At 69.4% G+C, this 23,160-nt stretch carries 19 protein-coding genes, 1 tRNA gene and 4 pseudogenes; 12 read left to right on the top strand and 12 right to left on the bottom strand.

Annotated elements, in window-relative coordinates; genetic code table 11:
- Positions 1–304 precede the first annotated feature (304 nt).
- Positions 305–727, top strand: a complete 423-nt coding sequence (locus tag ACEZDE_RS16440; protein WP_380537008.1) for a hypothetical protein — start codon at positions 305–307, stop codon at positions 725–727.
- A gap of 1,811 nt (positions 728–2,538) precedes the next feature.
- Here the strand turns inward: ACEZDE_RS16440 and ACEZDE_RS16435 are convergent.
- From ACEZDE_RS16435 to ACEZDE_RS16415, 5 genes are all read right to left on the bottom strand, one after another.
- Complete coding sequence (locus ACEZDE_RS16435) at positions 2,539–2,697, bottom strand: DUF6760 family protein (protein ID WP_169790660.1); 159 nt, start codon at positions 2,695–2,697, stop codon at positions 2,539–2,541.
- The gene (locus tag ACEZDE_RS16430) at positions 2,694–3,191 is read right to left on the bottom strand and encodes a hypothetical protein (protein ID WP_380537007.1); all 498 of its coding nucleotides are present in this window, start codon (positions 3,189–3,191) and stop codon (positions 2,694–2,696) included. The genes ACEZDE_RS16435 and ACEZDE_RS16430 overlap by 4 nt, the downstream gene beginning before the upstream one ends.
- Positions 3,191–3,634, bottom strand: a complete 444-nt coding sequence (locus ACEZDE_RS16425) for a phage tail protein (protein ID WP_380537006.1) — start codon at positions 3,632–3,634, stop codon at positions 3,191–3,193. Before ACEZDE_RS16425 ends, ACEZDE_RS16430 begins: the two co-directional genes overlap by 1 nt.
- A gap of 51 nt (positions 3,635–3,685) precedes the next feature.
- Positions 3,686–5,281, bottom strand: a complete 1,596-nt coding sequence (locus tag ACEZDE_RS16420; protein WP_380537005.1) for a phage tail sheath family protein — start codon at positions 5,279–5,281, stop codon at positions 3,686–3,688.
- A gap of 1,154 nt (positions 5,282–6,435) precedes the next feature.
- A complete protein-coding gene (locus ACEZDE_RS16415; protein ID WP_380537004.1) occupies positions 6,436–6,687 on the bottom strand; it encodes a hypothetical protein in 252 nt (83 codons plus the stop codon).
- Positions 6,688–6,881: 194 nt separating this feature from the next.
- Between ACEZDE_RS16415 and ACEZDE_RS16410 the strand changes: the two are divergent.
- A pseudogene (locus ACEZDE_RS16410) lies at positions 6,882–7,268 on the top strand (DUF6083 domain-containing protein); the annotation flags it as partial.
- A gap of 93 nt (positions 7,269–7,361) precedes the next feature.
- Positions 7,362–7,778, top strand: a complete 417-nt coding sequence (locus ACEZDE_RS16405) for a hypothetical protein (protein ID WP_380537149.1) — start codon at positions 7,362–7,364, stop codon at positions 7,776–7,778.
- Positions 7,779–7,900: 122 nt separating this feature from the next.
- On the opposite strand, the gene ACEZDE_RS16400 is transcribed toward ACEZDE_RS16405, so the two are convergent.
- Together ACEZDE_RS16400 and ACEZDE_RS16395 are read right to left on the bottom strand one after the other, a co-directional pair.
- Positions 7,901–8,455, bottom strand: a complete 555-nt coding sequence (locus ACEZDE_RS16400; RefSeq protein WP_380537003.1) for a GNAT family N-acetyltransferase — start codon at positions 8,453–8,455, stop codon at positions 7,901–7,903.
- Positions 8,452–9,714, bottom strand: coding sequence for an XRE family transcriptional regulator (locus ACEZDE_RS16395; RefSeq protein WP_380537002.1), 1,263 nt, complete (start codon positions 9,712–9,714; stop codon positions 8,452–8,454). The genes ACEZDE_RS16400 and ACEZDE_RS16395 overlap by 4 nt, the downstream gene beginning before the upstream one ends.
- 590 nt (positions 9,715–10,304) lie before the next feature.
- On the opposite strand from ACEZDE_RS16395, the gene ACEZDE_RS16390 reads away from it, so the two are divergent.
- The 5 genes and pseudogenes from ACEZDE_RS16390 to ACEZDE_RS16370 all read left to right on the top strand — a co-directional run bounded on the left by ACEZDE_RS16390 (position 10,305) and on the right by ACEZDE_RS16370 (position 13,942).
- Positions 10,305–10,514 (top strand): hypothetical protein, encoded by a 210-nt coding sequence (locus ACEZDE_RS16390; protein ID WP_380537001.1) that lies wholly within the window; start codon positions 10,305–10,307, stop codon positions 10,512–10,514.
- Positions 10,515–10,885: 371 nt separating this feature from the next.
- Entirely contained in the window at positions 10,886–11,992 is a 1,107-nt protein-coding gene (locus ACEZDE_RS16385; RefSeq protein ID WP_380537000.1) for a radical SAM protein, read from the top strand.
- Between the two features lie 4 nt (positions 11,993–11,996).
- Complete coding sequence (locus ACEZDE_RS16380) at positions 11,997–12,131, top strand: hypothetical protein (RefSeq protein WP_380536999.1); 135 nt, start codon at positions 11,997–11,999, stop codon at positions 12,129–12,131.
- A gap of 71 nt (positions 12,132–12,202) precedes the next feature.
- Positions 12,203–13,012 (top strand): aminoglycoside phosphotransferase, encoded by an 810-nt coding sequence (locus tag ACEZDE_RS16375; protein WP_380537140.1) that lies wholly within the window; start codon positions 12,203–12,205, stop codon positions 13,010–13,012.
- A gap of 23 nt (positions 13,013–13,035) precedes the next feature.
- Positions 13,036–13,942: pseudogene (locus tag ACEZDE_RS16370) on the top strand (aminoglycoside phosphotransferase family protein).
- 72 nt (positions 13,943–14,014) lie between these two features.
- Here ACEZDE_RS16370 and trxB read toward each other — a convergent pair.
- A complete protein-coding gene (trxB, locus tag ACEZDE_RS16365) occupies positions 14,015–14,995 on the bottom strand; it encodes a thioredoxin-disulfide reductase (protein ID WP_380536998.1) in 981 nt (326 codons plus the stop codon).
- A 70-nt stretch (positions 14,996–15,065) separates the two neighbouring features.
- On the opposite strand from trxB, the gene ACEZDE_RS16360 reads away from it, so the two are divergent.
- The 4 genes and pseudogenes from ACEZDE_RS16360 to ACEZDE_RS16345 form a co-directional block, all read left to right on the top strand.
- Complete coding sequence (locus ACEZDE_RS16360; RefSeq protein WP_380536997.1) at positions 15,066–15,458, top strand: hypothetical protein; 393 nt, start codon at positions 15,066–15,068, stop codon at positions 15,456–15,458.
- 357 nt (positions 15,459–15,815) lie between these two features.
- The gene (locus ACEZDE_RS16355) at positions 15,816–17,129 is read left to right on the top strand and encodes a pPIWI-associating nuclease domain-containing protein (protein WP_380536996.1); all 1,314 of its coding nucleotides are present in this window, start codon (positions 15,816–15,818) and stop codon (positions 17,127–17,129) included.
- A 123-nt stretch (positions 17,130–17,252) separates the two neighbouring features.
- Positions 17,253–18,553, top strand: a pseudogene (locus ACEZDE_RS16350) (IS256 family transposase).
- Positions 18,475–18,819: pseudogene (locus ACEZDE_RS16345) on the top strand (tyrosine-type recombinase/integrase); the annotation flags it as partial. The pseudogenes ACEZDE_RS16350 and ACEZDE_RS16345, both read left to right, overlap by 79 nt.
- A 240-nt stretch (positions 18,820–19,059) precedes the next feature.
- Here the strand turns inward: ACEZDE_RS16345 and ACEZDE_RS16340 are convergent.
- The 4 genes from ACEZDE_RS16340 to ACEZDE_RS16325 all read right to left on the bottom strand — a co-directional run bounded on the left by ACEZDE_RS16340 (position 19,060) and on the right by ACEZDE_RS16325 (position 22,893).
- Positions 19,060–19,133 (bottom strand) — tRNA-Thr (locus ACEZDE_RS16340).
- 68 nt (positions 19,134–19,201) lie between these two features.
- The gene (gene leuE, locus ACEZDE_RS16335; protein ID WP_380536995.1) at positions 19,202–19,978 is read right to left on the bottom strand and encodes a leucine efflux protein LeuE; all 777 of its coding nucleotides are present in this window, start codon (positions 19,976–19,978) and stop codon (positions 19,202–19,204) included.
- A gap of 84 nt (positions 19,979–20,062) precedes the next feature.
- Positions 20,063–21,685 carry an alpha/beta hydrolase gene (locus ACEZDE_RS16330; RefSeq protein ID WP_380536994.1) on the bottom strand — a complete coding sequence of 541 codons (1,623 nt, stop codon included), beginning with the start codon at positions 21,683–21,685 and terminating at the stop codon, positions 20,063–20,065.
- A 221-nt stretch (positions 21,686–21,906) separates the two neighbouring features.
- Complete coding sequence (locus ACEZDE_RS16325) at positions 21,907–22,893, bottom strand: hypothetical protein (RefSeq protein WP_380536993.1); 987 nt, start codon at positions 22,891–22,893, stop codon at positions 21,907–21,909.
- Positions 22,894–23,160 lie beyond the last annotated feature (267 nt).

Raw genomic sequence — 23,160 nt, 5'->3', positions numbered from 1 at the left:
ATCTTCCGGGCGGCGATCCCCCGTGCCCCCACCTGGTCCAGGGGTCTGCGGGCCCGTCGGCTCGGCCCTCCGGACGAGAGGCTGAGCGAACCGCACACCGTCGGTCCCACGTCGCACCGGAGCGCCGTCCTGCGGCACGGCGGCCGAGTACGCCCCCGAACCGGTCACCGATCCAAGGCCGACACCGACACCGACGCCTGGACCAACTCCGGGGCCGGGGCTGGACGCAAGCGTGGGAGGGCCGACAGGCGGAGGGCCAGGTGCGGCGAGCGCCGCGAGAACCGACTCGGCGGCAGCAGCGGCGTTGGCGGTCGCGGCCGACGGTCCGGTGAACGCGGACACCGCGCCGGGCCGCGCCCCGGGCCCGCGCCCCGATCCGTACGCGGCCGAGGAGCCTGACGCCGTCGATGAACCAGACAGCGAGGACACGGAACCACGCGCGGCGGTAGAGCCGGACGCAGCCGCCAGCCGCTGTACCGGCAGGCCGGTCGGCGACACCACGCGGGACGCGGTCGGCGACACCGCGCGGGACGTGCCCACCGGAGCGGCGCGACCGGCGAGCCCCTGCGCCGACGCGGGCCCGGGGCCCGTCATGGTGTCGCGCAGCGGCACCGCCGCCGCCCCGCCCGACCCGCTCGGCGCCACCGGAGCCGCGGCCGTCACCAGCGACCGGTCCGGCACCATCGTTCGCGCCGGAGCCAACGGGCGTACTGGAGACGGCAGCTGACGAGGTGTGGACGACGTCCCGCCGGACGGCCTCGGCTCGGGCCCGTCCGGGCCGGGAACCGCTGCTCCGTGGGCCACGACCCCGTCCCCGGCAGTCCGGGAAGAGCCCGAAGCGACGACCGTCACCGGCCGCAGGGAGCCCAGCAGCGGGACGTCCGGCGCATCGGCCGAGCGCGACCGTTGCACGGGCAGCGTCCCCGCCGACTCGTACGCCGCCGACTCCCTCACGACCGCTGCCGGAACGGACCCGCCCGACGTCGAAGAAGTCCTGCCCACAGGGGTTCCTGCGGTCAACGGCGCTGCCGGTGCGGACGGTTCGGCGACCGCCAGTGGTCCGGACGGCGTGGCAGGCGAGGCCGAAGCCGCGGAGGCTGCCGTCCGTTGCACCGTCGGCCTGCCGGTGAGCGGGGTCGAGCCCGCGGGCGGCGCAGCCAACGGAGCGCCCAGCAACGGACGGCGCCGAGGCGTCGGAGCACCCGCCGGAGCAGCCCCGGAACGGCGGGCTGCGGGCCCCGGCACCGTGGGTGAGACGGCCGACGTCCCCACGCCCGAACCCCGGACGGAAGGAGAGCCGAGCCCCGCACCGGGCGAACCAAGGGTCACTTCGCCGCCCCCACTCGGCGTACCCAGCCGCGCGGTTCGACGCTGCACGGGCAGCGCACCTCCCGAAGCGGGCGCGGCAGGGAGAGTCGAGGGGAGGGCGGACGAGACAGGCGTCCCGAGCCCACGCGGCGTCGACGGAATCGGGCCGGGATCGGCCGCTCCCTGCCGCGCGTCCGTAGGACGCCGCACCGCAGGGGACGGCACCGGCCCTCCCATCCCGCCGTCGCCCGCCGACCCCATGGCCGACGCCGTCGTGGCAACAGGCGCAGACTTCGTCATCTCCGTCGGTGCGGCGACCGCAGACCTCTGCCCCGCGTCCGCCGCCGCGCCACGACTCCCGCCCGGTGCCTCGGGCGCGGGCGTCGGAACAAGCGGCGGCGTACTGCCGACCAGCGCGGCGCTGGTCCGCACCGATGCCGCCTCCGGACCGGGGGCCTCCGGGCCGGAAACCCCCGGCCCGGACGCATCAGAACCGGGAGACTTGCCCGCCCGCTCACCCGCCCGCCCACTCGCCCGCCCACTCGCCCGCCCGGACGGACGGACGGCCGACATCGCCGCTGGCAGCACCCGCCGCTGAACCACGGCCGGACCGACCGCACGGGTCAGCGGGGCGGGCCGAGGGGCCCGGGGCCGTACCGGCGCGACCTGCGGGCCGAGCGCACGGGCAGCCGACACCGTACGCTGCACCGCCACGTCGACCGAGCCCGCAACGGCGGCGGCTTCGGCGGCGGCGCCGGCCACGTGCTCCCCCGTCACGGCCGGGTCCGCTGCCTCGGCTGCTTCCACCGCGACCGGAAGGGACAGCGCAGGCTCACCCAGCCCCGCACCCGCACCACCGACGGCGGGCATCGCAGGCGCCAGAACGCCCCTGATCAGCCCGGTCGGAGCGCCGTCAAGGACAGCATGCGACAAGGTGCCTATGAACGAAGGGTTCTGCCAGGTAGTCAGCGACCGGGCGAAGTCGCTGGACGCGACGGTGTGCCGTACCGGCCGTGCCATCGCACGCTGGATCGGCGGCAGCGCGGACCAGCCCTCCCGTCCCCCGGAGGCCGCGGGCGCGACCCGCGCCCCGCTCACCTCCGCACCCGGCGCCCCCAGCACCTCCGGCACGCCCAACACCCCAGCCGCACCAGCCGTCCCGGCTGCCGCACCCGTGCGTCCCCGCAGTCGGTCAATGATCCCCATGGCCCACCCGCCTGTCCCCTCGTCTCATCGCTCGGCCGTGGCGCGGGTCACCAGCGCGGCGATCTGCTCGGCGTACCGGCGGCGGTCATGGTGTTCGAGGTCCAGGATGTCCTCAAGGCTCCAGTGGAAGTGGTAGGCGATGTACGCGATCTCCTCATGGATGCGGTCGGTCGCGTACGTCACGATTCCCCCAGGCGGCTCCCGCCGAGCTCGACCTCGAACGGCTGCTCGCAGTGCGGGCAGGTGACTCCGGCCCGGGTGTTGCCCTCGGCGTTGATCTGGCGGTAGAAGTCCTGCAGGAAGGCCAGGTCGGAGGCGAACATCTTCTCCACCACGCCGTCGTGCACATGGTCCACCGTGCCCAGCCGAGTGATCACCAGGCCGAGCAGCACCACCGACAGGTAGGCCGGGTTCTCCCGGACCCGCCGGTCCTGCAACGGGATCAGCTCGTCCCTGGCGGTCGCCAGGCGCATGATCCCGTCCCGGTGCACGGTGCCGGAGGCGTCGACGTACCCGCGCGGCAGCTCGAAGGCGAACTCGGTGCGCAACTGCTGCCGTACCGGCTCCGGTTCAGGTGCCGGGACGGGCGCCGGGACGGCTGCTGCAGTCGCCCCGGCCGGGGCCTCCGCCTCCGCGAACGCCGACGCGGAGGCCCCGGCGGACGATCCCCGACGCATTACTCGGGTACCAGGTCTTCGTAGACGATGGTCGCGGTCTCGGTGAGCGCGTTCGGCTCACCGGCCTTCACGTCGCCCGGTACCACGTTGCTGCACCAGGCGTTCGTCAGGTGGTACCGCTTCACCGGGTTCATCTGGGTGTCGTAGAAGATGATGGTGGCGTTTTTGCGGGCCGCGCCCATGTTGCCGTTCTGGGACAGCTTGTGCCAGTCGGTGAAGGCGGTGCTGTGGGTCACCCCGTACACGACGGTGACCTCGCCGGCCTGCCGTCCGCCGGGCATCTTCTTGATGATCGGCTGGCCGTTCGCCGAGTTCTGCTTCAACTCGATGACGTCCTGGGTGGTCTTGTAACCGCTGATCGACTGTAGGTACTCCAGGCCGACGCCGTCGATCTGGATGCCGAAGTTGTGGGTGGTGAGTGACTCACCGGGCTGAAGAGTCATGTGACCTGTTCTCTCTGCTCGTGCTGGTCGAACTGCTCGAACTGACCTCTGCTACTCGTCCAACTCGCCGCCGCCGCTGGAGAACTGGGCCAGTCGGAAGACCACGAACTCGGCCGGCTTGACCGGGGAGACCCCGATCTCGCAGATGACCCGGCCGAGGTCCACGGACTCCGCCGGGTTGGTCTCGGCGTCGCACTTCACGTAGTAGGCGTCGTCGGCCGTCGCGCCGAACAGGGCGCCGCTGCGCCACTCGGTCACCAGGAACGCGGAGATGTTCCGCCTGATCCGGGCCCACAGCGCCTGGTCGTTGGGCTCGAAGACCACCCACTGGGTGCCGGTCAGGATCGACTCTTCGAGGTAGTTGAAGTACCGGCGGACGTTCAGGTAGCGCCAGGCCGGGTCGGAGGAGAGGGTGCGGGCTCCCCAGATCCGGATGCCCCGGCCGGGAAACGCCCGGATGCAGTTGATGCCCAGCGGGTTGAGCAGGTCGTGCTCACCTCGGGTCACCTGTATCTCCAGGTCCACCGCGCCGCGGACGACCTCGTTGGCCGGAGCCTTGTGCACACCGCGCTCGAAGTCGTTGCGGGCCCAGACCCCGGCCATGTGCCCGCTCGGCGGCACCAGTCGGGTCTGGCCGCTGGAGGGGTCGAAGACCTTGATCCAGGGGTAGTACAGCGCCGCGTACTTGGAGTCGTACCCGGCCGTCTCCTGGCGCCAGACGATGATCTGACGGGCATTCAGCCCCGGCGGAGGGTCGATGACGGCGAGCCGGTCGCCCATCAGCTCGCAGTGCGCGATCAGGGCGAGCTGGACCGCCTTCACCGCCTCCAGGTCGATGGCGCCGCGCTGGTAGGCCGCCATCAGGTCCGGCACGGCGACCATCGAGACCTCGTCGACCGCCTCCAGCCCGCCGAAGCCGGTGCGGTCCGCGGAGTCGCCCACGTACTCGCGGATGCCGGCCTCGTCGGCGCCCACGGACACCGGGGCGGTGGACGGGGCGGCCGGCGCGGCGAGCGCGACCGACTGGTTCTCCGGCCGGGCGAGCTGCCCGGCCGGAGCGGCCTCCGCGACGACAATCAGCTTGGAGTGCTCCCTGACCTGCGTGACGACGTAGGTCCGGCCGCCCTTCTTCGCGGTGACGTCGAAGGTCTCGGCCGTCTTCTCGCCGTCCTTGACGACCAGTCGGAAGCGGTCGGCCGGGCCCTCGCCCTCGGCGTCCGCGACCTCGACGCTGATCCCGCCACCGCTGCCCGGGGCGATGGCCGACACCTTGAACGTGCCGATCTGCTTCGCCTCGCCGACGGGCAGCGCGGGTGTCCCGGCGCCGCGTCCCGCGGTCACGGCGGCCGGGTCCTGACCGCTGCCACCGGACACCCCGCCGGTGACGCCGCCGACCCGGACCACGTACGCGGCCGAGCCGCCGTTGTTGAAGAAGCCGTAGACCGAGTGCGCCAGGAAGTAGCCGTCGGTGAAGTCACCGAAGGACGCGACGTACTGCGACCAATTGGTCACCAGCGTCGGCTCGTTGAGCGGTCCGGTCGGGGCGAGGCCGACAAAGGCGGCCACCGAGGTGCCCACGCCCTCGATCGGACGCGCACCGCTGGCCACCTCCTCGACGTATACGCCCGGTGACAGGTACGACGGCATTGCTCTGCGCTCCTCGGGGTACGAGACAAGACCTGTCCCACGTTTCCAGCCGCTCCCCCGTACGGAAACGTCCCCCGGCGCCGGACAGGGGGCAGCCCCACTGCCCGCCCCCGTGCCCCAAAGGGCAGCCCCGACCCTCACAGCCGCTCGCGGCAACGCCCACCTGCTGGACAACACCTGCAACCAGCTCTACGACGCCTCCGATCTGTACCGCCGCGGACGGCTCCGGCAACGAGAAAAGCCCCGGCCAAAATCCATGGCCGGGGCTTTGTGCGGGGCCGCCTTCGGGATTCGAACCCGAGACCTACGCATTACGAGTGCAAGAGAGATCATGACGACGCGTGATCGCTAGGGCCGCGTGGCACTGTTCCTGCTGGTCAGAGCCACGCGGCCGGTTACCGAGTCCGCTGCGGATTGGTTGTTGTCGGCGCGTCCGCTCACGCAGCGCTCACGCATTCGCAGTGCTTCTGGAAGCCGTAGGGCCTGCCATGGCCGATTTAGGTCCTGACAGTGCCCTACGGGTGCGGCGGACGGATCAGTGCAGGCGGTTGAGGTTGATGGCGTAGATGCCGTGGCCGTGGGTGGCGGCGTAGAGCTTTCCGTCGGGGCCGACCAGGACCTGGGTGACGGCCACGGCCGGGAGCTCGCCGACGGCCTTCCACTTGGTCTGGCCGGGCGCGCGGTAGAGGGCTCCGAGGTCGGTGCCCAGGGCGATTCCGCCGCCGGGGGTCAGTGCGAGGGAGTCGGCGGGGATGTCGGGCAGGTTGGCGGAGATGTCCTTCCAGGTCTGGCCGCCGTCGTGGAATTCGTAGAGGTGTCCGATCCGGCACCGGGGCCTTCGTTCCAGGAGCGGGAGAAGCCGTTGACGGCCAGGTAGACGTGGTTGCTGTCGGCCGGGTCGATGGCCAGGCTGGAGAGGTAGCGGTTGGGTACGGTGCCGGTGGCGGGCAGGGTGATCTGCTGCCAGCCGGTGCCGTCGGCGTTGCCGACCGCGATGCCGCGTTCACTCCGGAAGTCTCCAGCGCCTCCAGGAAGGGCTACGGTCTGGCCTCCGCAGTTGTGCCAGAGGGTTCCCCGTGCGCCCAGGGAAGAGGGGAGCCCCTGTGGGGTGCAAGCCACGGAGCGGGTGAGTCGGTGGTGGGTGTACCTAGGGCTTACCAGATGGGACCTGGGTCTTCATCGAAGTAGCGGTAGGGACCGCGTTCGGCCCAGTCAGGATCGTCGGCATAGACATACCGACCTTCGGCATCGGCGTCGCCATCGGCGAAGCGGCTGGGGTCGCGGATCTGCTGCTCTCGGACATTTGCCGGTACACGGGCTTCGAGCGGCCAGGTTCTGGTCCACTGGTGGTCGCAGTTGGGGCACGTGTATACGGCGCTACCGCCGAAGTCCGACCCGTTCGTCATGACGCCGACGGTTGGACACTGAGGGCAACTATCGTTGGGAGCAAGGAAATTAACCACTGAATCATCCTTAGGGGATCGACGTGGTCGGCCTTCGAGAGCGTGGCGAGCGCGACTGCCACCCAGCAAGAGGTCCCGCTGTCGGCGCTTGAGACGTCTTTCTGATTCTGCGTCAGGCAGCAGAGTACTGTGCCAACATGGCAGATTTCGAGCGATGGACGCACTGGGACGGCTCTCCTGTCGAGGGCAAGTCGTACCCCGTCCGACGGTTAAGGATCGACGACCGCAGCAACAGTAGGCTCCTGCGTAAGGAGGCATTCGGCCCCTGCAGGTACTGCGGCTGCCAGGTCGAATGGTTCGAGCGGCATGGCGACCAGCCGATGATCCCGCTGCAGCGCGGAACCATCTCTGGATCCTCCATACCTCCGCAGTCCCGATGGGACACCTATGGCGGAGTGGCGATGCTGAATCCACACTTGCACGGGCCGGCCCGTGTAGCCCACCCGGCTGTGTGCCCTGCTGTCGAACGCGCTGAGCCGGTCCCCGCCGGGCTTGCCCGGATCCTGCACATACTCGACCAAGCCATGCGGAAGCGTCAGAGCGAAGGCACTCTCTATGAGATACACCCATCACGGCTTCGTGCTGACCACGCCCCGACTCCTGGATCTGTGCTACCGGTGCGACAGGTCGCCCTGGTAGTGCACACCCTGCGTGTATCGCGTGGCCCTGTTGCTTCCATGCGCTGCGTCGCGCAGACCACCGTCGGAAATCGCTGCCTGCGGTCCATCGGTGATGGCCTGGAACCCGCGAAGCCGATCTCGATGGGCATCCCATCCAGCGCTTCCGGCAACCAACTCGCCGACCGTCTCGCCGACACACCGATGATGGTCTACGACTGGACGCACCTGAGTTACGAGGCCGGGATCCGGCTCGCGCACCAGCATTGTTCCTTCCATGGGCTGAACAATGAGGCGGTCATGGCTCCCTCAGACTGGGAGAACTTCGACGCTCTGCTGCACGAGGCGTACATTGTCCGCCCGGACGGCTGGGTCCCCCCGCGCGATCCCCGAAAGCGATCACGCCCCCTGTTCTGAAGACACGAGACCCAGCGCAGAAGGTGCGGATTGCCAACCCCTGGCGCAGTTGACCAGGTGCCGTTCGCCGCCGGGACTGGGGCTGGCCAGGATGCGGCCTTGAATGAACCGGGCTGTGCGTATCAGCTGGCGGGACGGAACTTGAGGGAGCGGATCATTGCCGTGAGACTTGGGGAGTCCGGTGACGGACGCTGCTCGTTGAAGGGTTCGTATCCCCAGGTGACGTAAAGGGCCTGGACCCTCCCATCCCCTGCCAACGGGTTGACTGAGAGGGTGATGCGTTCCTCGGAGCGTGCGGACAGGAGCGCGTCGTGGATGCGAAGGGCTGTTCCTGTGCCGCGCCAGGGAGTACGGACCATGATCTCCTTCAAGGCCGCGGTCGAGATGTCGGTAAAGCCATCGGGCAGTGGCTCGGTCATCCGTGACCACCAGCGGTCTTTCTCGATGAGGGTGTTGACGTAGGCGTATCCCACAGGCTGGTTGGTGTCGTAGCCGATAACGGCTTCCCAACCGGATTCGGTCGCGTGCCGGTCCAGACGCTCGGCGAAGCGTTCGACGGAGTAGTGCGGCAGGTGCAGCAGTGGCGCGCGGGCGTCCGCGTACACGTCGATGATGTCCTGCCGTACGGGCGTGATGTCCGTGTAGTGCCGCAGTTCGACGTTGACCGGTTGGCTCATGCGGGGTTCCTCCGGGTGTCCTGGGCGTACTGGTCCCACAGCTGGGTGTGGGTGCTGTCTGGGACGATGGCGTGCAGGCGGCGGCCGAAGGCGTCGAGCATGCCGGTGACGCGTGGATGGCGTGCTGGTCCCTGGTTCGGGATGGACATGGCGGTGTTGATGGCCGGTTCCAGGTCGGCCTGGCCGAGCTGGGCGTGTGCGAGGCGCGCAGTGGCGATGGCACGGCTTCGCTGCAGGTCGGGGCGCAGCACGGACAGGGTGCGGTGGGCACGGGCTTCGGCGTGTTCGTACTGGTGCAGGCTGAGGTAGGCGGCCAGAGCGAGGCTGTCGAGTTCGGCCTGGTCGTAGAAGGCGTTTATCCACACCGGGCGGTAGACGTCGGGGTCGGCGCGGTTCAGGGCCTCCTGGGCGTGGCCGATGGCGCGCTCGACAGCGGCGGTGTCGCCGGTGAGGCCGAGGATGGCTGCGTGTCGGGCATGCCCGAGGGAGGCGAACAGCGGGTCGCGGCGGCTGATGGAGCTGTTGCGGGCGACGTTGTTGGCGGCCAAGCCGTCGGCGGCACGGCCGAGGTGGCGGTAGAGGGTGCCGGCGTGGGACCAGATCCGGAAGGCGATGCTGGCGTCGCCGGACATGGCGGCGAGGCTGGCCGCGCGTTCCAAGTGCTGCTGGGCGGCATCGAACCTGCGGCCGTCGATGGCTGCCCACATGGCGCTGGAGGTGAAGGAGGCAGCGCTGGCGTAGAGGCCGCTGCGGATGCGCTGGCTGGCGGCACCCTGCTGCTGCAGGGCGAGGGCTTGGTCGGCGAGGGCGACGGCCTGGGTCTCGATGGAGGTCGTGCCGCCGACGCGGTGGTCGCTGGCGATGATGTTGGCGAACTGGCTCTGCAGCCGTTGGATGTCGCCGGATCCGATGCGGCGCGGCGCCGAGATGAAGGAGACCGCTGCAACAGCGGTGCCAGTCGTGGCGTTCAGGAAGGTGCGCCGCAGCACATCGTTCTCCGTGGGGGCTGGCGGGTGGTGGCTACCCGGCGGGGTGAAGCCGAGTTCCTCGGCCGGACATCCGAATACTGCCCGTAATGCGGCCCGTTGTTTGGCGTGCGGCCAACGTGTGCGAGTCAGCAGGTCGTGGATCGTCCGCTCGGAAACCGTTCCGAAGCGGCCCGTCAGGCCCTCGATGGCCAGGTTCATCTGGCGCGCGAGCTCGGTCCGGGTCAGGCCGAGGTGCTCGATGCGGTCCCGCAGGACGGTGTTGTCCCCCATCCGGCCACGGTATTGCGGAGCCCGGACTCCCGCACCAGTACGGGTAATGCTCCGGTCAAAACTTCCTGCCGGGCACGGCCGCACCCCCGCCGCTTCTTCCTGCCGATCCCCGGTCTGCAGGGGTTTCCTTGAGTGACAGGCCGTCACCTCGGCTAACACAACGCGGTGATTCCCGCTTCTCCGCATCGATTCCGTTGGAGTCCTCCATGGCCACCTGCGAAGAGCAGCCAAGACCCGGTTGTGCGCGTCCTCTGCCCCTCCGGACCCGTGGCAGCAGCTTGCATCGGATGCTCTCCAACGACGCCGACGCGGGCACCGAGCGCTGGGACGCCTTCATTCCGCCCCAGCGCTCGCGGGACGAAGGCAGGCCGGCATGAGCACGCGCCCGCGGGCCGCCTGGGTCCGGCGAGGAGCGGTGGCCCTGGACCAGGCCAGCGGACAGGTCGGGGAGGTCAGCACATCGGCCCCCTCTACTGCACCGGCCCCACCAAGCCTCAGGACCGCCACCGGGTCTGGCTGCGACCGCGAGCAGGCGGATGCGAATGGGAGACAACCGTGGAAGATCTCCAATCCGCGCAGGAGGCTGTTCAGTGACGGTCGCCAACCCACCGGGCATCGGCGATCTGGTCCAGGACTCGGACGGTCGCCAGTTGGTCGTCACCGACCTACGCAGCGGGCAGCTGATTCTCCGCGCCCTGCGCGGCAGCCGTGAGCAGCCCGTCGAAGACCCCACTGTTCTGACGATCCTCGCGCGGCGCGGGACCTGGGGCGGCTACCCGGACGGGCAGGCCCGGGGATGAGCGGACGCCATGCCGGCCCCGACCCGCTGACGATCGCGTTAGGCATCGCCTGGACGGCAGAGGGAGCGCGGCACTCCTGGCTCTCCTCGCCTTGGTGGCCCGTGAGCCGTGCCCATGCTCGCCTGCCGCCGCCAGCCCGGTGCCGGCGAGCGTTCCCGACATTCAGCCCGAAGCCCTGGCCGACGGCTGACCCGATCCCCTTCTCCGGACTGACTCCCGTGAACCGGTCCAGGAGAAGGCACACCCGCTGACGACCCCGTACCGGCCGGTTCTCAGCGGAAGACACGGGGCGGCCCCGCGCCGGGCCCCCTGGCTGGCCATGGGCCGCCCCGTGTACCGCCCTCCATTCCCCGATGCCACCTGGAGCGCCCGTGCACGAGCTGATCGCCTCCCCGTTCCTCGACGGCCATCTGATCCTCCGCCCCGGTCGCGCCCAAGGGCTCCGGGTCGGCTCCGGCCGATACCAACAACTCCGCGCCGCTGCCCGCGAGTCGGTCGTACCGCCGTGGCTGGCGGACGCGGCCCGCACCGCCTGGGGAGTCGACCTGCACGAGCGGCATCTGGCGGACACAGTCCTAGTCCGCCCCCCGTCCGTGCTCGGGTACGGGCGAGCGTCCTGGGAGATCAACAAGGGCTGCGACTACGACTGCGAGCACTGCTACCTGGGGCTGAAGAACTTCGAGGGCCTCGCCTGGGCCGACAAGGTCAAGCTCCTGGACGTCATCCGGGACTCGGGGGCGCTGTGGCTGCAGATTACAGGCGGCGAGCCACTGATCGACCGCGACTTCCCCGCGGCCTACCAGTACGCCAACGAGATCGGCCTCATGATCTCGATCGCCAGCAACGGCAGCCAGCTGAGCAAGCCCCGCATCCAGGAGTTGTTCACCCGCCACCGGCCCTACCTCATTGCTGTCAGCGTCTACGGCGCCACCGCCGAGACCTACGACGCCATGACCCGCAACCGAGGCGCGTTCGCCCGGTTCACCAAGGGCTTGGAGGCATCACGGGAATCCGGGCTGTCCCTCAAGCTGAACATCGTCGTGTCCGAGCGCAACGCCCACCAGATCCCCGCCATGCAGCACCTGGCCGACAGCTACGGCTTCCCCCACCAGGTATTCACCACCATGAGTCCGACCATCGAGGGCGGCGGCGAACGCATGGGCACCCAGGCCGCCGACTACGTCATGCCCCGTAAGCCCTTCCAGGGCTGCAACGCCGGGCACACCTTCTTCCACTCCGACCCCTGGGGCAAAGCCTCCATCTGCAAGGTCGGCCGCGACCCCCAGTTCGACCTCATCGCCGACGGCATCGACGGCCTGCGTCAGCTCGGCGAAGTCGCTGACTCCCTTCAGCTTCGCACCGGTGGATGCTCCGGCTGCACGCTGTCCGGCTCCTGCTTCACCTGCCGGCCGCTGGCCAAGCTCTACCAGGAGGCGAAGGCCCCGCTCAACACCTACTGCCAGCACGGAGGGAGGTGAACCCATGCCGGTACCCGTAGCCCTTACGCTCACCGAGCGACCCCTTGAGGACGAGGAGATCGTGTTCGTCGGCGACCTGGACGACGTCCTGGAGGTCGTCATGTGCTCCTGCTCGTCCAGCGATTCTCAGCCGTACTAGCAAGCAGGCTGCTCCGGCCCGCGAGGGCCGGGGCAGCCCTGGCACCACCGTCTGGAGCTCCCCTCGTGTCGATGTCCCGCCTCGCCTGGCAAGACCTCCCCGCCGACACCCGCGCCGCCGCCCTGAAGCACACCGGCCCCTTCCTCACCTCAGCCGACGTGACCACCGGAGCCAACTCCGGTGTCGCGGTAAAGGCGTACACCACGACCGGCCCGGTGTTCATCAAGGGCATCCCCACCGACCACCGCCAGGTCAGGACCCAACGCCGCGAAGCCAACGTCAACCCGTACCTCCCAGCCTCCGCCCCCAAGCTCCTGTGGCATACCCAGGGCGGAGGCTGGGACCTGCTCGGCTTCGAGCTGATCGACGGGTCCATCGCCGACTACACACCCGGCAGTCCCGACCTTCCCTTGGTCGTCGCCGCACTGACGGAACTCGCGGACACCCCCTGCCCGGACATCCCGCTGCTCAGCCTGGCAGACCGTTACGCGCCCTACACCAGCACACCGGAACTGTTCGCGGGCGAGGTCCTCCTGCATACCGACATGGCCCCCCACAACGTCCTGGTCGACTCCACGGCCCACCTGATCGACTGGGCGTGGCCCACCAGAGGACCGGCCTGGGCCGACCCAGCGGTATGGGTCGGCCGACTGATCGAAGCTGGACACCCCCCCGAACAGGCCGAGCAGTGGGCGGCCAAGGTCACCGGGTTCAGGGAAGCTGATCCGCATGTCCTGACCGCCTTCGCTGAAGCCAACGCCCACCAATGGGAGGAAGTCCGGGCACTGGAACCGCGCTCGCTGTGGAAGCAGCGGATGGCCACCTCCGCAGCTGTGTGGAGGAACCACCGGCGCACTCTCGGGCTACCCACCGACGCCTGACCCGACCGCACTGGAGTCCGACTTTGGATCAAGACCTGATCAGCAGCCTGCTCCGCGACATCAACCGAAGTACCGGTCACCCGAAACCGGAGCGCCTACCTCTACGGGTGTGGGCCATGTCCGGCGTCGAGCGACTCACCTACCCCACCGGTGGGACCGCCATCTTCAAGTACGCGACCGAGCCGCTCACCCACGAGGACCAGACGCTCCGCATCGCCGCACGGTGCGGAGTCCCCGTACCCAGGGTCATCGGACGCGCCGCTCGGCACGGTGCTGGAAGACCTCAGCAAACCACTGCACGAACCGCAGGATGCGGAAGCCGTGATCGCTGCCGTCCACCTCCACCGGCTTGTCGTCGCTCCACGTCTGCCGGTCCTGGACGCCTCGGCGATGGCTGCGCTGCCGCTCCAGGCGCTCCATTACCTGCGGCTTCTACGCGGGTCCGGCCGCTGGATTGAGGGCACCGAGGACCTGACCGCCCACCTAGAGGCGCTCGTGCGAGCGTCTCCGCTGCGGGCGAAGGGAGCCACCATCGCCCCCTTCGGCTGGGTGCACTCCGAGTTCGAACCCGCCAGCCTGCACATCGGCAAGCACGGCTGGAGGCTGCTCGACTTCGCCCGCACCTTCACCGGCCCCGGGCTGCTCGACCTGGCCTCCTGGAAAGGGCTCGCCAGGGCCCAACCCCCGGATCCCTCCTCGCTACGAGCGCTCATCAATGCGTATATCGCCGTTGGTGGACAGCGCGACGCGCTCGCACGCCGTGGCGGCCTTCCCGCCGAGGATTGGGCCCTGGGCTGGCACCGACTCTGGGCTGTCACGTGGTTCCTCGAACAGGCCCATGTCTGGATCAAGCAACCGGCCCGGGATCCCGGCTCCATCAAGGTCGTCCGTCGTCACCTCGCTGATGCGGTGGCCTTACTGCGAGTGTGATCAAGCGATAGTTCAGCCAGAGGTCCTGGGGAGCGGACTGCTACGACGACGCCGCAGCCCAGCCCTTGGGCGTCACAACGCGACAGGCTGCGCGGAGCGGTTGCCTTGGACAGCATCGGCCAGAGCGGCTAGGTGGCGTTCGGCGTCGAGGGCGGCTTGGCAGCCGGAGGCGGCGGCGGTGATGGCTTGGCGGTAGGTGTGGTCGACAACGTCGCCGGCGGCGAATACGCCGGGCAGGTTCGTGCAGGTCGAGGGCGCGTCGACCTTAAGGTAACCCTCGGGGTCGAGGTCGAGTTGGCCGGTGAAGAGTTCGGTGCGCGGGTCGTGGCCGATGGCGATGAACAGTCCCTCGACGGCCAGGTTGCGGGTCTCTCCGGTATGGGTGTCGCGCAGGACGACGCCACTGACCCGGTCGGTACCCTGGATCTCGGCGATCTCACTGTTCCACGCGAAGCTGATCTTCGGGTCGACCTGGGCGCGGGCCTGCATGACCTTGGAGGCGCGCAGGGAGTCGCGGCGGTAGACGACCGTCACCGAGGCGACGAAGCAGCTGAGGAAGGTGGCTTCCTCAAGAGCGGTGTCGCCGCCGACGACGACCACGATGTCCTTGCCGCGAAAGAAGAACCCGTCGCAGGTCGCGCACCAGGACACCCCGCGCCCGGACAGCTCGTCCTCGCGAGGCAGGCCGAGCTTGCGGTAGCCCGACCCGGTGGCCACGATCACCGTCTTCGCGCGGTGGACGGTGCCCTCGGGGTCGGTCAGTTCCTTGATGTCGCCGGTGAGGTCGACCGAAACGATGTCGTCGTCGATCATCACCGCGCCGAAGCGTTCGGCCTGGGCCCGCATGTTGTTCATCAGGTCCGGGCCCTGGATGCCGTCGGGGAATCCGGGGAAGTTCTCGACCTCCGTGGTCGTGGTCAGCGCGCCGCCGACGAAGATGGCGCTGCCGAACACAACCGGCTTGAGGTCGGCGCGGGCGGTGTAGAGGGCGGCGGTGTATCCGGCGGGGCCGGACCTGATGACGACGACCTCGTGCTCTATCGGCTCGGTCATCGCGGTCAGCGCCTGGGCGCTCGGCCTGGGAGGACTAGGCCAGACGCTGGGTCGCACCGCCTATGCCAGCGTGACGCACCGAACCAGCGTCCGCACCCGCACCGTCGCCCTGATCACCGCAGGCGGTGCTACCACCCTCCTGCTGGCGCTCGTGCCCGGCCCGACGCCGCTCCTCATCGTGCTGGTGATCCTCGCCGGCGGCGTCCGCGGCAACTTCACCCTGCTCCAAGCCACAGCCGTCATCGACCGCTGGGGCACCACCGCCTACGGCCACCTCAGCGGAATCCTCGCCGCCCCCATCGCCATCGCCGAAGCCCTCACTCCCTTCGCCGCCGCCACCCTCGTTCACCCCCTCGGCGGCTACCCCCAACTGTTCGCGGCCCTCGCCGCAAGCTCCGCAGTCGCAGCGCTCGTCCCTAGTGGAACGGCTATCGGCGGCTGCGAGCCCATCACCACCGGCTGATCTTGCGACGGGCGGCCGATGGGGAGGAGATGCCACAAGATCCGCTTGCCGCACCAGCCCCGAGGGGACCTGGCGATTGCCCATCCCCTGTGACTGAGCGTTCTAGTTGGCGGCTGATCGTTCGCTTGGCGGGTTGTGCACTGGCGGTCGAGGTGCGCTCCAATCGTCTGGTGCAGGCTTTTGTCTGCCCTCCAACAAAGACGCTCAATCACAACGACGGTCTCTGGAGACTTCGACGAGGGATTGTCCGCGTGAGTGGCTGCCGGGGCGCGGAACGATCTGGAAAATCGCAGATCAACCTGAGCAAAGGCGCGTACTCTTTGCAGATCATAGTGTCTGACCAGCGGAGGGGCTCTGATGGCCGTTTTTGTCGCCGGAGATGACGACGGAGCAGAGTGCGGGACTCCCACTGCCGAGAACGAGGCTGCGGCGAAGCCCGTACCTTCCGGCGTAGCAGACGCAGTGGCGAAAATCATCGACAGCAGTCGAATCTACAGCGACTCCTACAAGTCAGCTATCAGCCCGCTCCTAGCACAGGAGGACTTGCTGGGTTGGGGCAAAATCGCCGCCGGCTTGAAAACAACGCTTCCGCCGTCCTCCGCCTTCCTGGCACAGGAGGACTTGCTGGGCCTAGGCAAATTGGCCGACGACGCTAGGAAGACGATGCTTCCGTCGTCCTCCATCATCGCTTTCATGGCTAGCCTGCGATCGATGGACCAGCTGACCGGAAGGCGGAACGCCCAATACCTGCAGGCTACGACGGCACTTAGCGCGCTAGTCGACGCGACCACTGTGTCGGCTTGGCGCACGTCCTTGCAGATCGAGAACGTCCTGGGCGAGATCCTCAAGGGCCCTGCCTTTACCCTGCCGTCGATGGTGGCCACCGAAGATCTCCGGAAGGCCCTTGGAGGCTTCATCCACCGCCAGGTGTATCTGACGGACTGGTTGGCCCAGATCGACACCGGTCGAGGGTTGCTTTCCAAGGCGAGCAGTCGGCCGCTGTCGCAGTACCAGAAATACGTAAGCGGTCTCGGAGACAGCCCTAGCCGCTTCAAGCTTGATTCCTCTCTGCACACCGGCCTGGGCGTGAACGGCCTACTGGGCGCCGATGCCCTCAGTTCCCCTGTGGTCCTGGAAGACGCTGACCTAGAGGCAGAGGTCGCCGACCGGGTTGAAGATCTCCTCACTCCGCAGCAGGCAGGACGGTTGGACGTTCTTGAGGACCTTCGTCGGGTGATGGCGCACGTCGACGGCAAGGTCGTAGAGATGCTCGAAGGCGGATGGCACGTCGTTCGCCAGGCTCCGCCAGCTGCCGCCGAAATGGCTGCCCAATGCGCCGTGGAGGCCATTGACAGGGCCATTCGCGCCGCCGCGCCCGATGAGGAGGTAGAGCAGTGGCTGCCGACTTCAGGGCGGCCAGGCAAGGAGTGGCGCTCGGAGAACGGCCGGCTCACCCGAGCCGTGAGAATCCGGTACATCATGCGCGGCTATAAGGATGAGGCAAAAATGACGTGCACCGTCGCGGACAACCTCATCGCACTTCAATCGCAGGTTACATCGCGCGCCCAAGCCATCAAGCACGCGTCAGCTGGCGACTTGCAGATGGCACGCTGCCTCCTGAGCACAGCGGAAAACGTCCTCACGATGCTGTTCGTCGTCCCAAGGACTTAGGTTCCCCAGGCGCCGCCATTTCCCGCTCGGCTCGCCAACCAAGACGCCCAGTCACATCCCCTCGAGTAATTTCAGGGTCTGTACGGTGAAGGGTGGGAAGTCCCGCACAGGAAGCGCTAGTTGATGACTAACGCGAATGAGACTGAGGCTGTCGAGGCGGCCGTGCCTGGAGCTGGGGATCCTGGGCTGGAGGTGGTGGACCGGGATCTGGTCGGGCAGCTGGTGGCCCAGGCCAGGGCCGGTGGGATGAAACTGACGGGCGAGGGCAGCCTGTTGGCCGAGCTCACCAAGCGGGTGCTGGAGTCGGCGCTCGAAGGCGAGCTGACCGATCACCTGGGCCGGGGCCGGCACGAGGTGACCGTTGGAGGCCAGGCACCGAACCACCGCAACGGGCACCGGTCCAAGACGGTGACCACCGAGGTCGGGCCGGTGGAGATCACGGTGCCGAGGGACCGGGCGGGATCCTTCGAGCCGCAGCTGGTCCGCAAGCGCCAGCGGCGCCTGAGCGGGCTGGACGAGATGGTGCTGTCCCTTTCCGCGAAGGGCCTGACCCACGGGGAGATCTCCGCCCACCTGCGGGAGGTCTACGGGACCGAGGTCTCCAAGCAGACGATCTCCACGATCACCGACAGCGTCCTGGCGGGCATGGTCGAATGGCAGAACCGTCCGCTCGATGTCGTCTACCCGGTGGTCTTCATCGACTGCGTGCATGTGAAGGTGCGCGACAGCCAGGTGGTGAACCGTCCGATCTACGTGGCCCTGGCGGTCACCGTCGACGGCACCCGCGACATTCTCGGTCTGTGGGCCGGCGATGGCGGCGAGGGGCCAAGTACTGGCTCCAGGTCCTGACCGAGATCAAGAACCGTGGCGTGAGCGATGTCCTGATGGTGGTCTGCGACGGTCTGACCGGGCTTCCGGACGCGGTCAACACCGTCTGGCCTGCCACGATCGTGCAGACCTGTGTCGTCCACCTGCTGAGGGCCTCGTTCCGCTACGCGGCCCGCCAGGACTGGGACCCGATGGCCAAGGCGCTGCGGCCGGTCTACACCGCGCCGACCGAAGAGGCCGCTCTGACTCGGTTCGTGGAGTTCGCCGAGCTGTGGGGCGTGAAGTATCCCGCGGTCGTGCGGTTGTGGGAGAACGCCTGGGCGGAGTTCGTGCCCTTCCTGCAGTTCGACGTCGAAATCCGGAAGATCATCTGCACCACGAACGCCATCGAGTCGGTCAACGCCCGCATCCGCAAGGCCGTCCGCGCTCGCGGGCACTTCCCGACCGAGCAGGCCGCCCTCAAGTGCGTCTACCTCGCGGTCATGAGCCTGGACCCGACTGGCACCGGCCGCAAACGCTGGGCCATCCGCTGGAAGGCCGCACTCAAAGCCTTCGACATCGCCTCCGACGGACGACTCTCCGCCGCCCGCCGCTGAACCCATCAATCAACTTCCCACCACTCCCTGGACAGACCCCCGCCTGGGTCGAGACCGGCCGGGTCTTCACCCGGGAGGACGGCAGCTGGCTGCACCCCAACCTCGTCTCGGACCGCTTCTACCAGCTCTTCGAGGAGATCGGCCTACCGCCGGTCCGACTGCACCTGCGCCATGGCGCGGCCTCCATCGCCCATGCTGCCGGGGCAGACCTGCACGCGATCAAGGAGATGCTCGGCCACTCCTCGATCGCGATCACCTCGGACACCTACACGACCCTGCTCCCCCAGGTCGACCGCTCCATCGCCGAGGCCGCCGCCCGCCTCGTGCCCCGCGCCGGAAGGCCCACGCTCGTGCCACCCACGGCCACGCCGTCCGCTTCGGAACTGGTTGCTGTTGCGACGTCCGCTCACGCATCGCTCACGCAAACGGCCCCGGACGAAGGGTCCGAGGCCGGAAGAGAAGCCCCCAGAAGGCCGAAACTGCAGGTCATCCAGGGTGGTAAAGAGGGCCGCCTTCGGGATTCGAACCCGAGACCTACGCATTACGAGTGCGTTGCTCTGGCCAACTGAGCTAAGGCGGCACGTTGGCGATCTGCTGATCGGCAACGGAGGACAGTCTACACAGGTCGGAGGGGTGGTTCTGACCTGATCATCCGGCTGAGGCGGTGGCCAGTTTGGCGGCGAAGCCGATGAAGAGGCCGGCTACGCCGGTGGTCAGGGCGGCGGAGAGGCGGCGTCGGCGGCGGAAGGCGTTGGCGAGTGTGGTGCCGGTCACGATCAGGGTGGTCAGGTACAGGAAGCTGAACGCCTGGAGGGTGCCGCCGAGGATGATGAAGGAGACCTCCGGCTGGCCGTAGGAGCGGTCCACGAACTGCACGAAGAAGGACAGCAGGAAGAGGATCGCCTTCGGGTTCAGCAGGCTGATCACCAGGGCGCGGCGGAACGGGCGCTCCTGGTCCTCCGTCTCGGTGGCGGTCGGAGCGGCAGCTGCGGTGGTCGGGGCAGCGGAGGCTGGGACGGTGGTGGCGGCCAAAACCACAGAGGTCGGGGCGTCCGGGGTCAGAGCGGCCGGCTCCGCGGTCGAGGCGGCGGCCATTGCCGCCGTCGGGGCGTCGTCGTGGCGGGCGCGCCACATGTCGCGGGCGGCCTTCAGCATGCCGTAGCCGATGAAGACCAGGTAGGCCGCGCCGATCAGCTTCACTACGTCGAAGGCCACCGGGGTGGCCCGGAGCAGCGAGGCGGCGCCGACCGAGGTCAGCACGATCAGGGTGGTGTCGCCGAGGAAGACCCCGGTCGCGGCGCGGAAGCCGGTGCGGACGCCCTTGCGGGCCGCGACCGAGAGCACGTACATGGAGTTGGGGCCTGGCAGCAGCACGATCAGCAGTGCGCCCAGTGCAAAGGTGCCGTAGTTCAGGACTCCGAACATGCCCGCCGCCTCATCCTTCCAGCGCACCACCGATTGGTGCGATGAAAGGATTGTGACAGCTTTTAGCTCCTTACCTCCACTGCCTTACTTGCACACCGTGCCCTTGGCCGGGGCACGGCCGCTGAGCAGGTAGACGTTGACCGCGCCGTCGATGCACTGGCTCCCCCGGGCGTACGCGGTGTGGCCGTCGCCGTCGTAGGTGAGCAGGGTGCCCGAGTCCAGCTGCGCCGCGAGCCCCTGGGCCCAGGCGTACGGGGTGGCCGGGTCGCGGGTGGTGCCGACCACCACGATCGGGCCCGCGCCCTGCGCCGGGATCGTGCGCGCCTCGCCGGTCGGCTTCACCGGCCAGTACGCGCAGCTCAGACCGGCCCAGGCGAGAGAGACGCCGAAGTGCGGCGAGGCCTTGCGGTAGGCCGGGAGCTGCTGCTCCACCTGCTGCGGGTCGGTCGCCGCGGGCGGCAGGTCCAGGCAGTTCACCGCCGCGTTGGCGTACATCAGGTTGCTGTAGTGGCCCGAGTCGTCGCGCTCGTAGTACTGGTCCGAGAGCGCCAGCAGGCCGGAGCCGTCGTCGTGCTCGGCCTGGGTTAGCGCCCCGCGCAGCTGCGGCCACTGCTGCTGGTCGTACATGGCGGCGATCACGCCGGTCGTGCCCAGTGCCTCGTCCAGCTTGCGGGACGAGCCGGTCGGCAGCGGGTGGGCGTCCCAGGAGGCGAACAGCTGGTCGATCTTCTTCCCGGCCTGGCCGGAGCTGCTGCCGAGGGGGCAGCTGCTGATCTTCACGCAGTTGGCGGCGAACGCGTCGAACGCGGTCTCGAAGCCGCCCGCCTGCTGGCTGTTCAGGTCCTGGGCGTCCAGGGAGGGGTTCATCGCGCCGTCCAGCACCATCCGGCCGACCCGGGTCGGGAACAGCCCGGCGTAGGTCGCGCCGAGGAAGGTGCCGTAGGACTTGCCCAGGTAGTTGAGCTTGGCGTCGCCGAGCAGGGCCCGCACGACGTCCATGTCCCGCGCCGAGTCGACCGTGCTGACGTGGGAGAGCAGCGTGCCGGAGTGCTGCTCGCAGCCCTGGGCCAGGGTCTTGTCCGCCGCGACCAGGCTGTCGACCTCGGCCGGGGTGTCCGGGGTGCTGTCGGTCGCGGTGTACGCGTCCATCTGCCGGTCCGTCAGGCAGGTCACCGGGGTGCTGCGGGCGACGCCGCGGGGGTCGACGCCGACCACGTCGTAGGAGTTGCGGACCGCGGCCGGGTAGGTCGACGCCGCGTACTCGGCGTAGTCGACGGCGGAGCCGCCGGGGCCGCCCGGGTTGATCAGCAGCGAGCCCAGCCGCTTGAAGCCCTGCCCTGCCGCCTTGTGCCGGACCATCGACAGCGAGATGTCCCCGGCGGCGGGGTGGTCGTAGTCCAGCGGGACCTTGATCGTCGCGCACTGGAACCCGCTGTCGCAGGAGTGCCAGCTGAGCGTCTGCGTGTAGTAGCGCTGCAGCTCGGCGGGGACGGCCGTGGGCAACGGCTCCAGCACGGGGGCGGCGGCGGTGGACGCGGCCGACGGCGAACTGGTGGAGTCGGTGGAGTCGGTGGAGGAGGACGCACTCGACGACGATCCGGACCCGGTGCCCGTGCCGGTGTGGGACCGCGTGGACGACGAGCACCCGCTCAGGGCGAGCCCTGCGAGCAGCAGGGACGCGGTCGCGACCCGGGGGATGGCCTTCATGGTGTGGTCCTCAGCTCTCTCTGCGGCACGCAGAGCGTATCCGTATCCGTAGCCGGTATCGGTCGGGTGCTGCCGTTATGTCGCGGTTGGTCGGTCAGTCGGGAGGGCTCGGGCGGCGTGGGTCAGGCGGCGCGGGTCACGTGGGACGGGTCGTGCGGGACGGGTCAGTCGGCGCAGCATCAGTCGGCGTGGGTCAGGCGGCGTGGGTCAGGCGGCGCCGGTCAGCGGGCGGGGGCCGCGAACTGTTCGGCGAAGTAGCCGGCCGCGACCCGGACCAGCCGGAAGCGTTCCAGGCTCGGGGTGAAGTCGCGCACGGCGGAGGACAGTCGGACGTCGATGTGCGACTGCCGGGCGAGCACCGTGCCGAGCGCGGAGGCCGAGCGCTGGCCTGCGGTGTCCCGCTGGGCGTCGGCGAGCAGCAGGTGCACTCGGCCTGTGGCGACTGAGCCGGTGCCTGCGGGCGAGGGGGAGGGAGCCGCCGGGTCGGGCAGCGCGCCGTAGCGTCCGCCGAGACCGGCCGCCGCGCGGAACGCCGTGGGCTGGGCGAGTTCCGCCGCCACCGCGCAGGGCGCGCCGCCGTCCAGGCCGAGGACGGCCCAGCCGGCGGGCGACGTGGCGACGTGGAAGCGGGACACAGCGGCGCGGCGCAGGACGTCGGCGGTGAAGGCGGGGTCGACCGCGCCGGACGGGGAGCAGGTGGCGGCAGGGACGACGGCGACCACGGGGTTGGCCTTGCCCGTGTCCACGGCGCCGGACAGGCCCGCGAAGACGTCGCCGAGTTCCGCGGGGGCGGCGAACACCAGCACCGCCTGGAGCGGGACGGTCCGCCCCCGGTACTGCTTGGGCAGCCAGACCTGGACCCGCCCCGGGAACCCGGCGAGGGTCCCTTGCAGGAGTTCGCCGCCGGAGGGGTGACCGATCGTCACCAGGGCGGTGGCGGCGGCGGGGGACGGACGGGACGAGGGTCCGCCGCCGCTGGGCTTCGGCGGGACGGCCTTCGCCCCGGTGGGCTTCGGCGTGGTGGGTTTCGGCGTGGTGGCAAGGGGGTGCACGAGGGGACGTGCGGCTGGGCGGGCGTCGGCGGAGAGGGCGGCCGGGGCGCCGCGGTCCGGGGCGAGGACCAGGGCGAGGCTGCCGGTCAGCACCCCGCCGAGGGCCAGGGCGGCGGCGGCTGCGCGCAGCACCGCACCGAGGTAATGCGGCGTCAATTCGTACACCAGTCCGGCTTTTTGCTCCCGCCATGACGCCAAAGCGCCTCCGGCCAGCCAGACTGCCGCCGCCACGCCCGCTACCGCGAGAACCGCCCACCACAAGATCACTTAGGTGCCATCCCCCGGCGAACGGGGCTCCTGCACCGGGAGCCATGAGTGTCACCCGAAAGAGCGAGCGCACAGTGCCGGGGGTGGGGCGTACGCCCCCGCTCGGTGTCCGCCGGAGCGGGCCTGCGGTCCGCCGACGCGGGTTCACCGGCGCAG

The organism is Streptacidiphilus cavernicola (assembly GCF_042510955.1).
Lineage (GTDB): Bacteria > Actinomycetota > Actinomycetes > Streptomycetales > Streptomycetaceae > Streptacidiphilus > Streptacidiphilus cavernicola.
The sequence above is the reverse complement of the archived record's forward strand: the minus strand, read 5'-3'. Positions and strand labels throughout refer to the sequence as shown.

Coding starts and splice junctions, on each gene's coding strand:
- ACEZDE_RS16430 (WP_380537007.1), bottom strand. CDS start 3,191: ATGCGTCGGGGATCGTCCGCCGGGGCCTCCGCGTCGGCGTTCGCGGAG.
- ACEZDE_RS16425 (WP_380537006.1), bottom strand. CDS start 3,634: ATGACTCTTCAGCCCGGTGAGTCACTCACCACCCACAACTTCGGCATC.
- ACEZDE_RS16420 (WP_380537005.1), bottom strand. CDS start 5,281: ATGCCGTCGTACCTGTCACCGGGCGTATACGTCGAGGAGGTGGCCAGC.
- ACEZDE_RS16415 (WP_380537004.1), bottom strand. CDS start 6,687: ATGACGAACGGGTCGGACTTCGGCGGTAGCGCCGTATACACGTGCCCC.
- ACEZDE_RS16400 (WP_380537003.1), bottom strand. CDS start 8,455: ATGAGCCAACCGGTCAACGTCGAACTGCGGCACTACACGGACATCACG.
- ACEZDE_RS16395 (WP_380537002.1), bottom strand. CDS start 9,714: ATGGGGGACAACACCGTCCTGCGGGACCGCATCGAGCACCTCGGCCTG.
- ACEZDE_RS16380 (WP_380536999.1), top strand. CDS start 11,997: ATGCCGGTACCCGTAGCCCTTACGCTCACCGAGCGACCCCTTGAGGAC.
- ACEZDE_RS16375 (WP_380537140.1), top strand. CDS start 12,203: ATGTCCCGCCTCGCCTGGCAAGACCTCCCCGCCGACACCCGCGCCGCC.
- trxB (WP_380536998.1), bottom strand. CDS start 14,995: ATGACCGAGCCGATAGAGCACGAGGTCGTCGTCATCAGGTCCGGCCCC.
- ACEZDE_RS16355 (WP_380536996.1), top strand. CDS start 15,816: ATGGCCGTTTTTGTCGCCGGAGATGACGACGGAGCAGAGTGCGGGACT.
- leuE (WP_380536995.1), bottom strand. CDS start 19,978: ATGTTCGGAGTCCTGAACTACGGCACCTTTGCACTGGGCGCACTGCTG.
- ACEZDE_RS16330 (WP_380536994.1), bottom strand. CDS start 21,685: ATGAAGGCCATCCCCCGGGTCGCGACCGCGTCCCTGCTGCTCGCAGGG.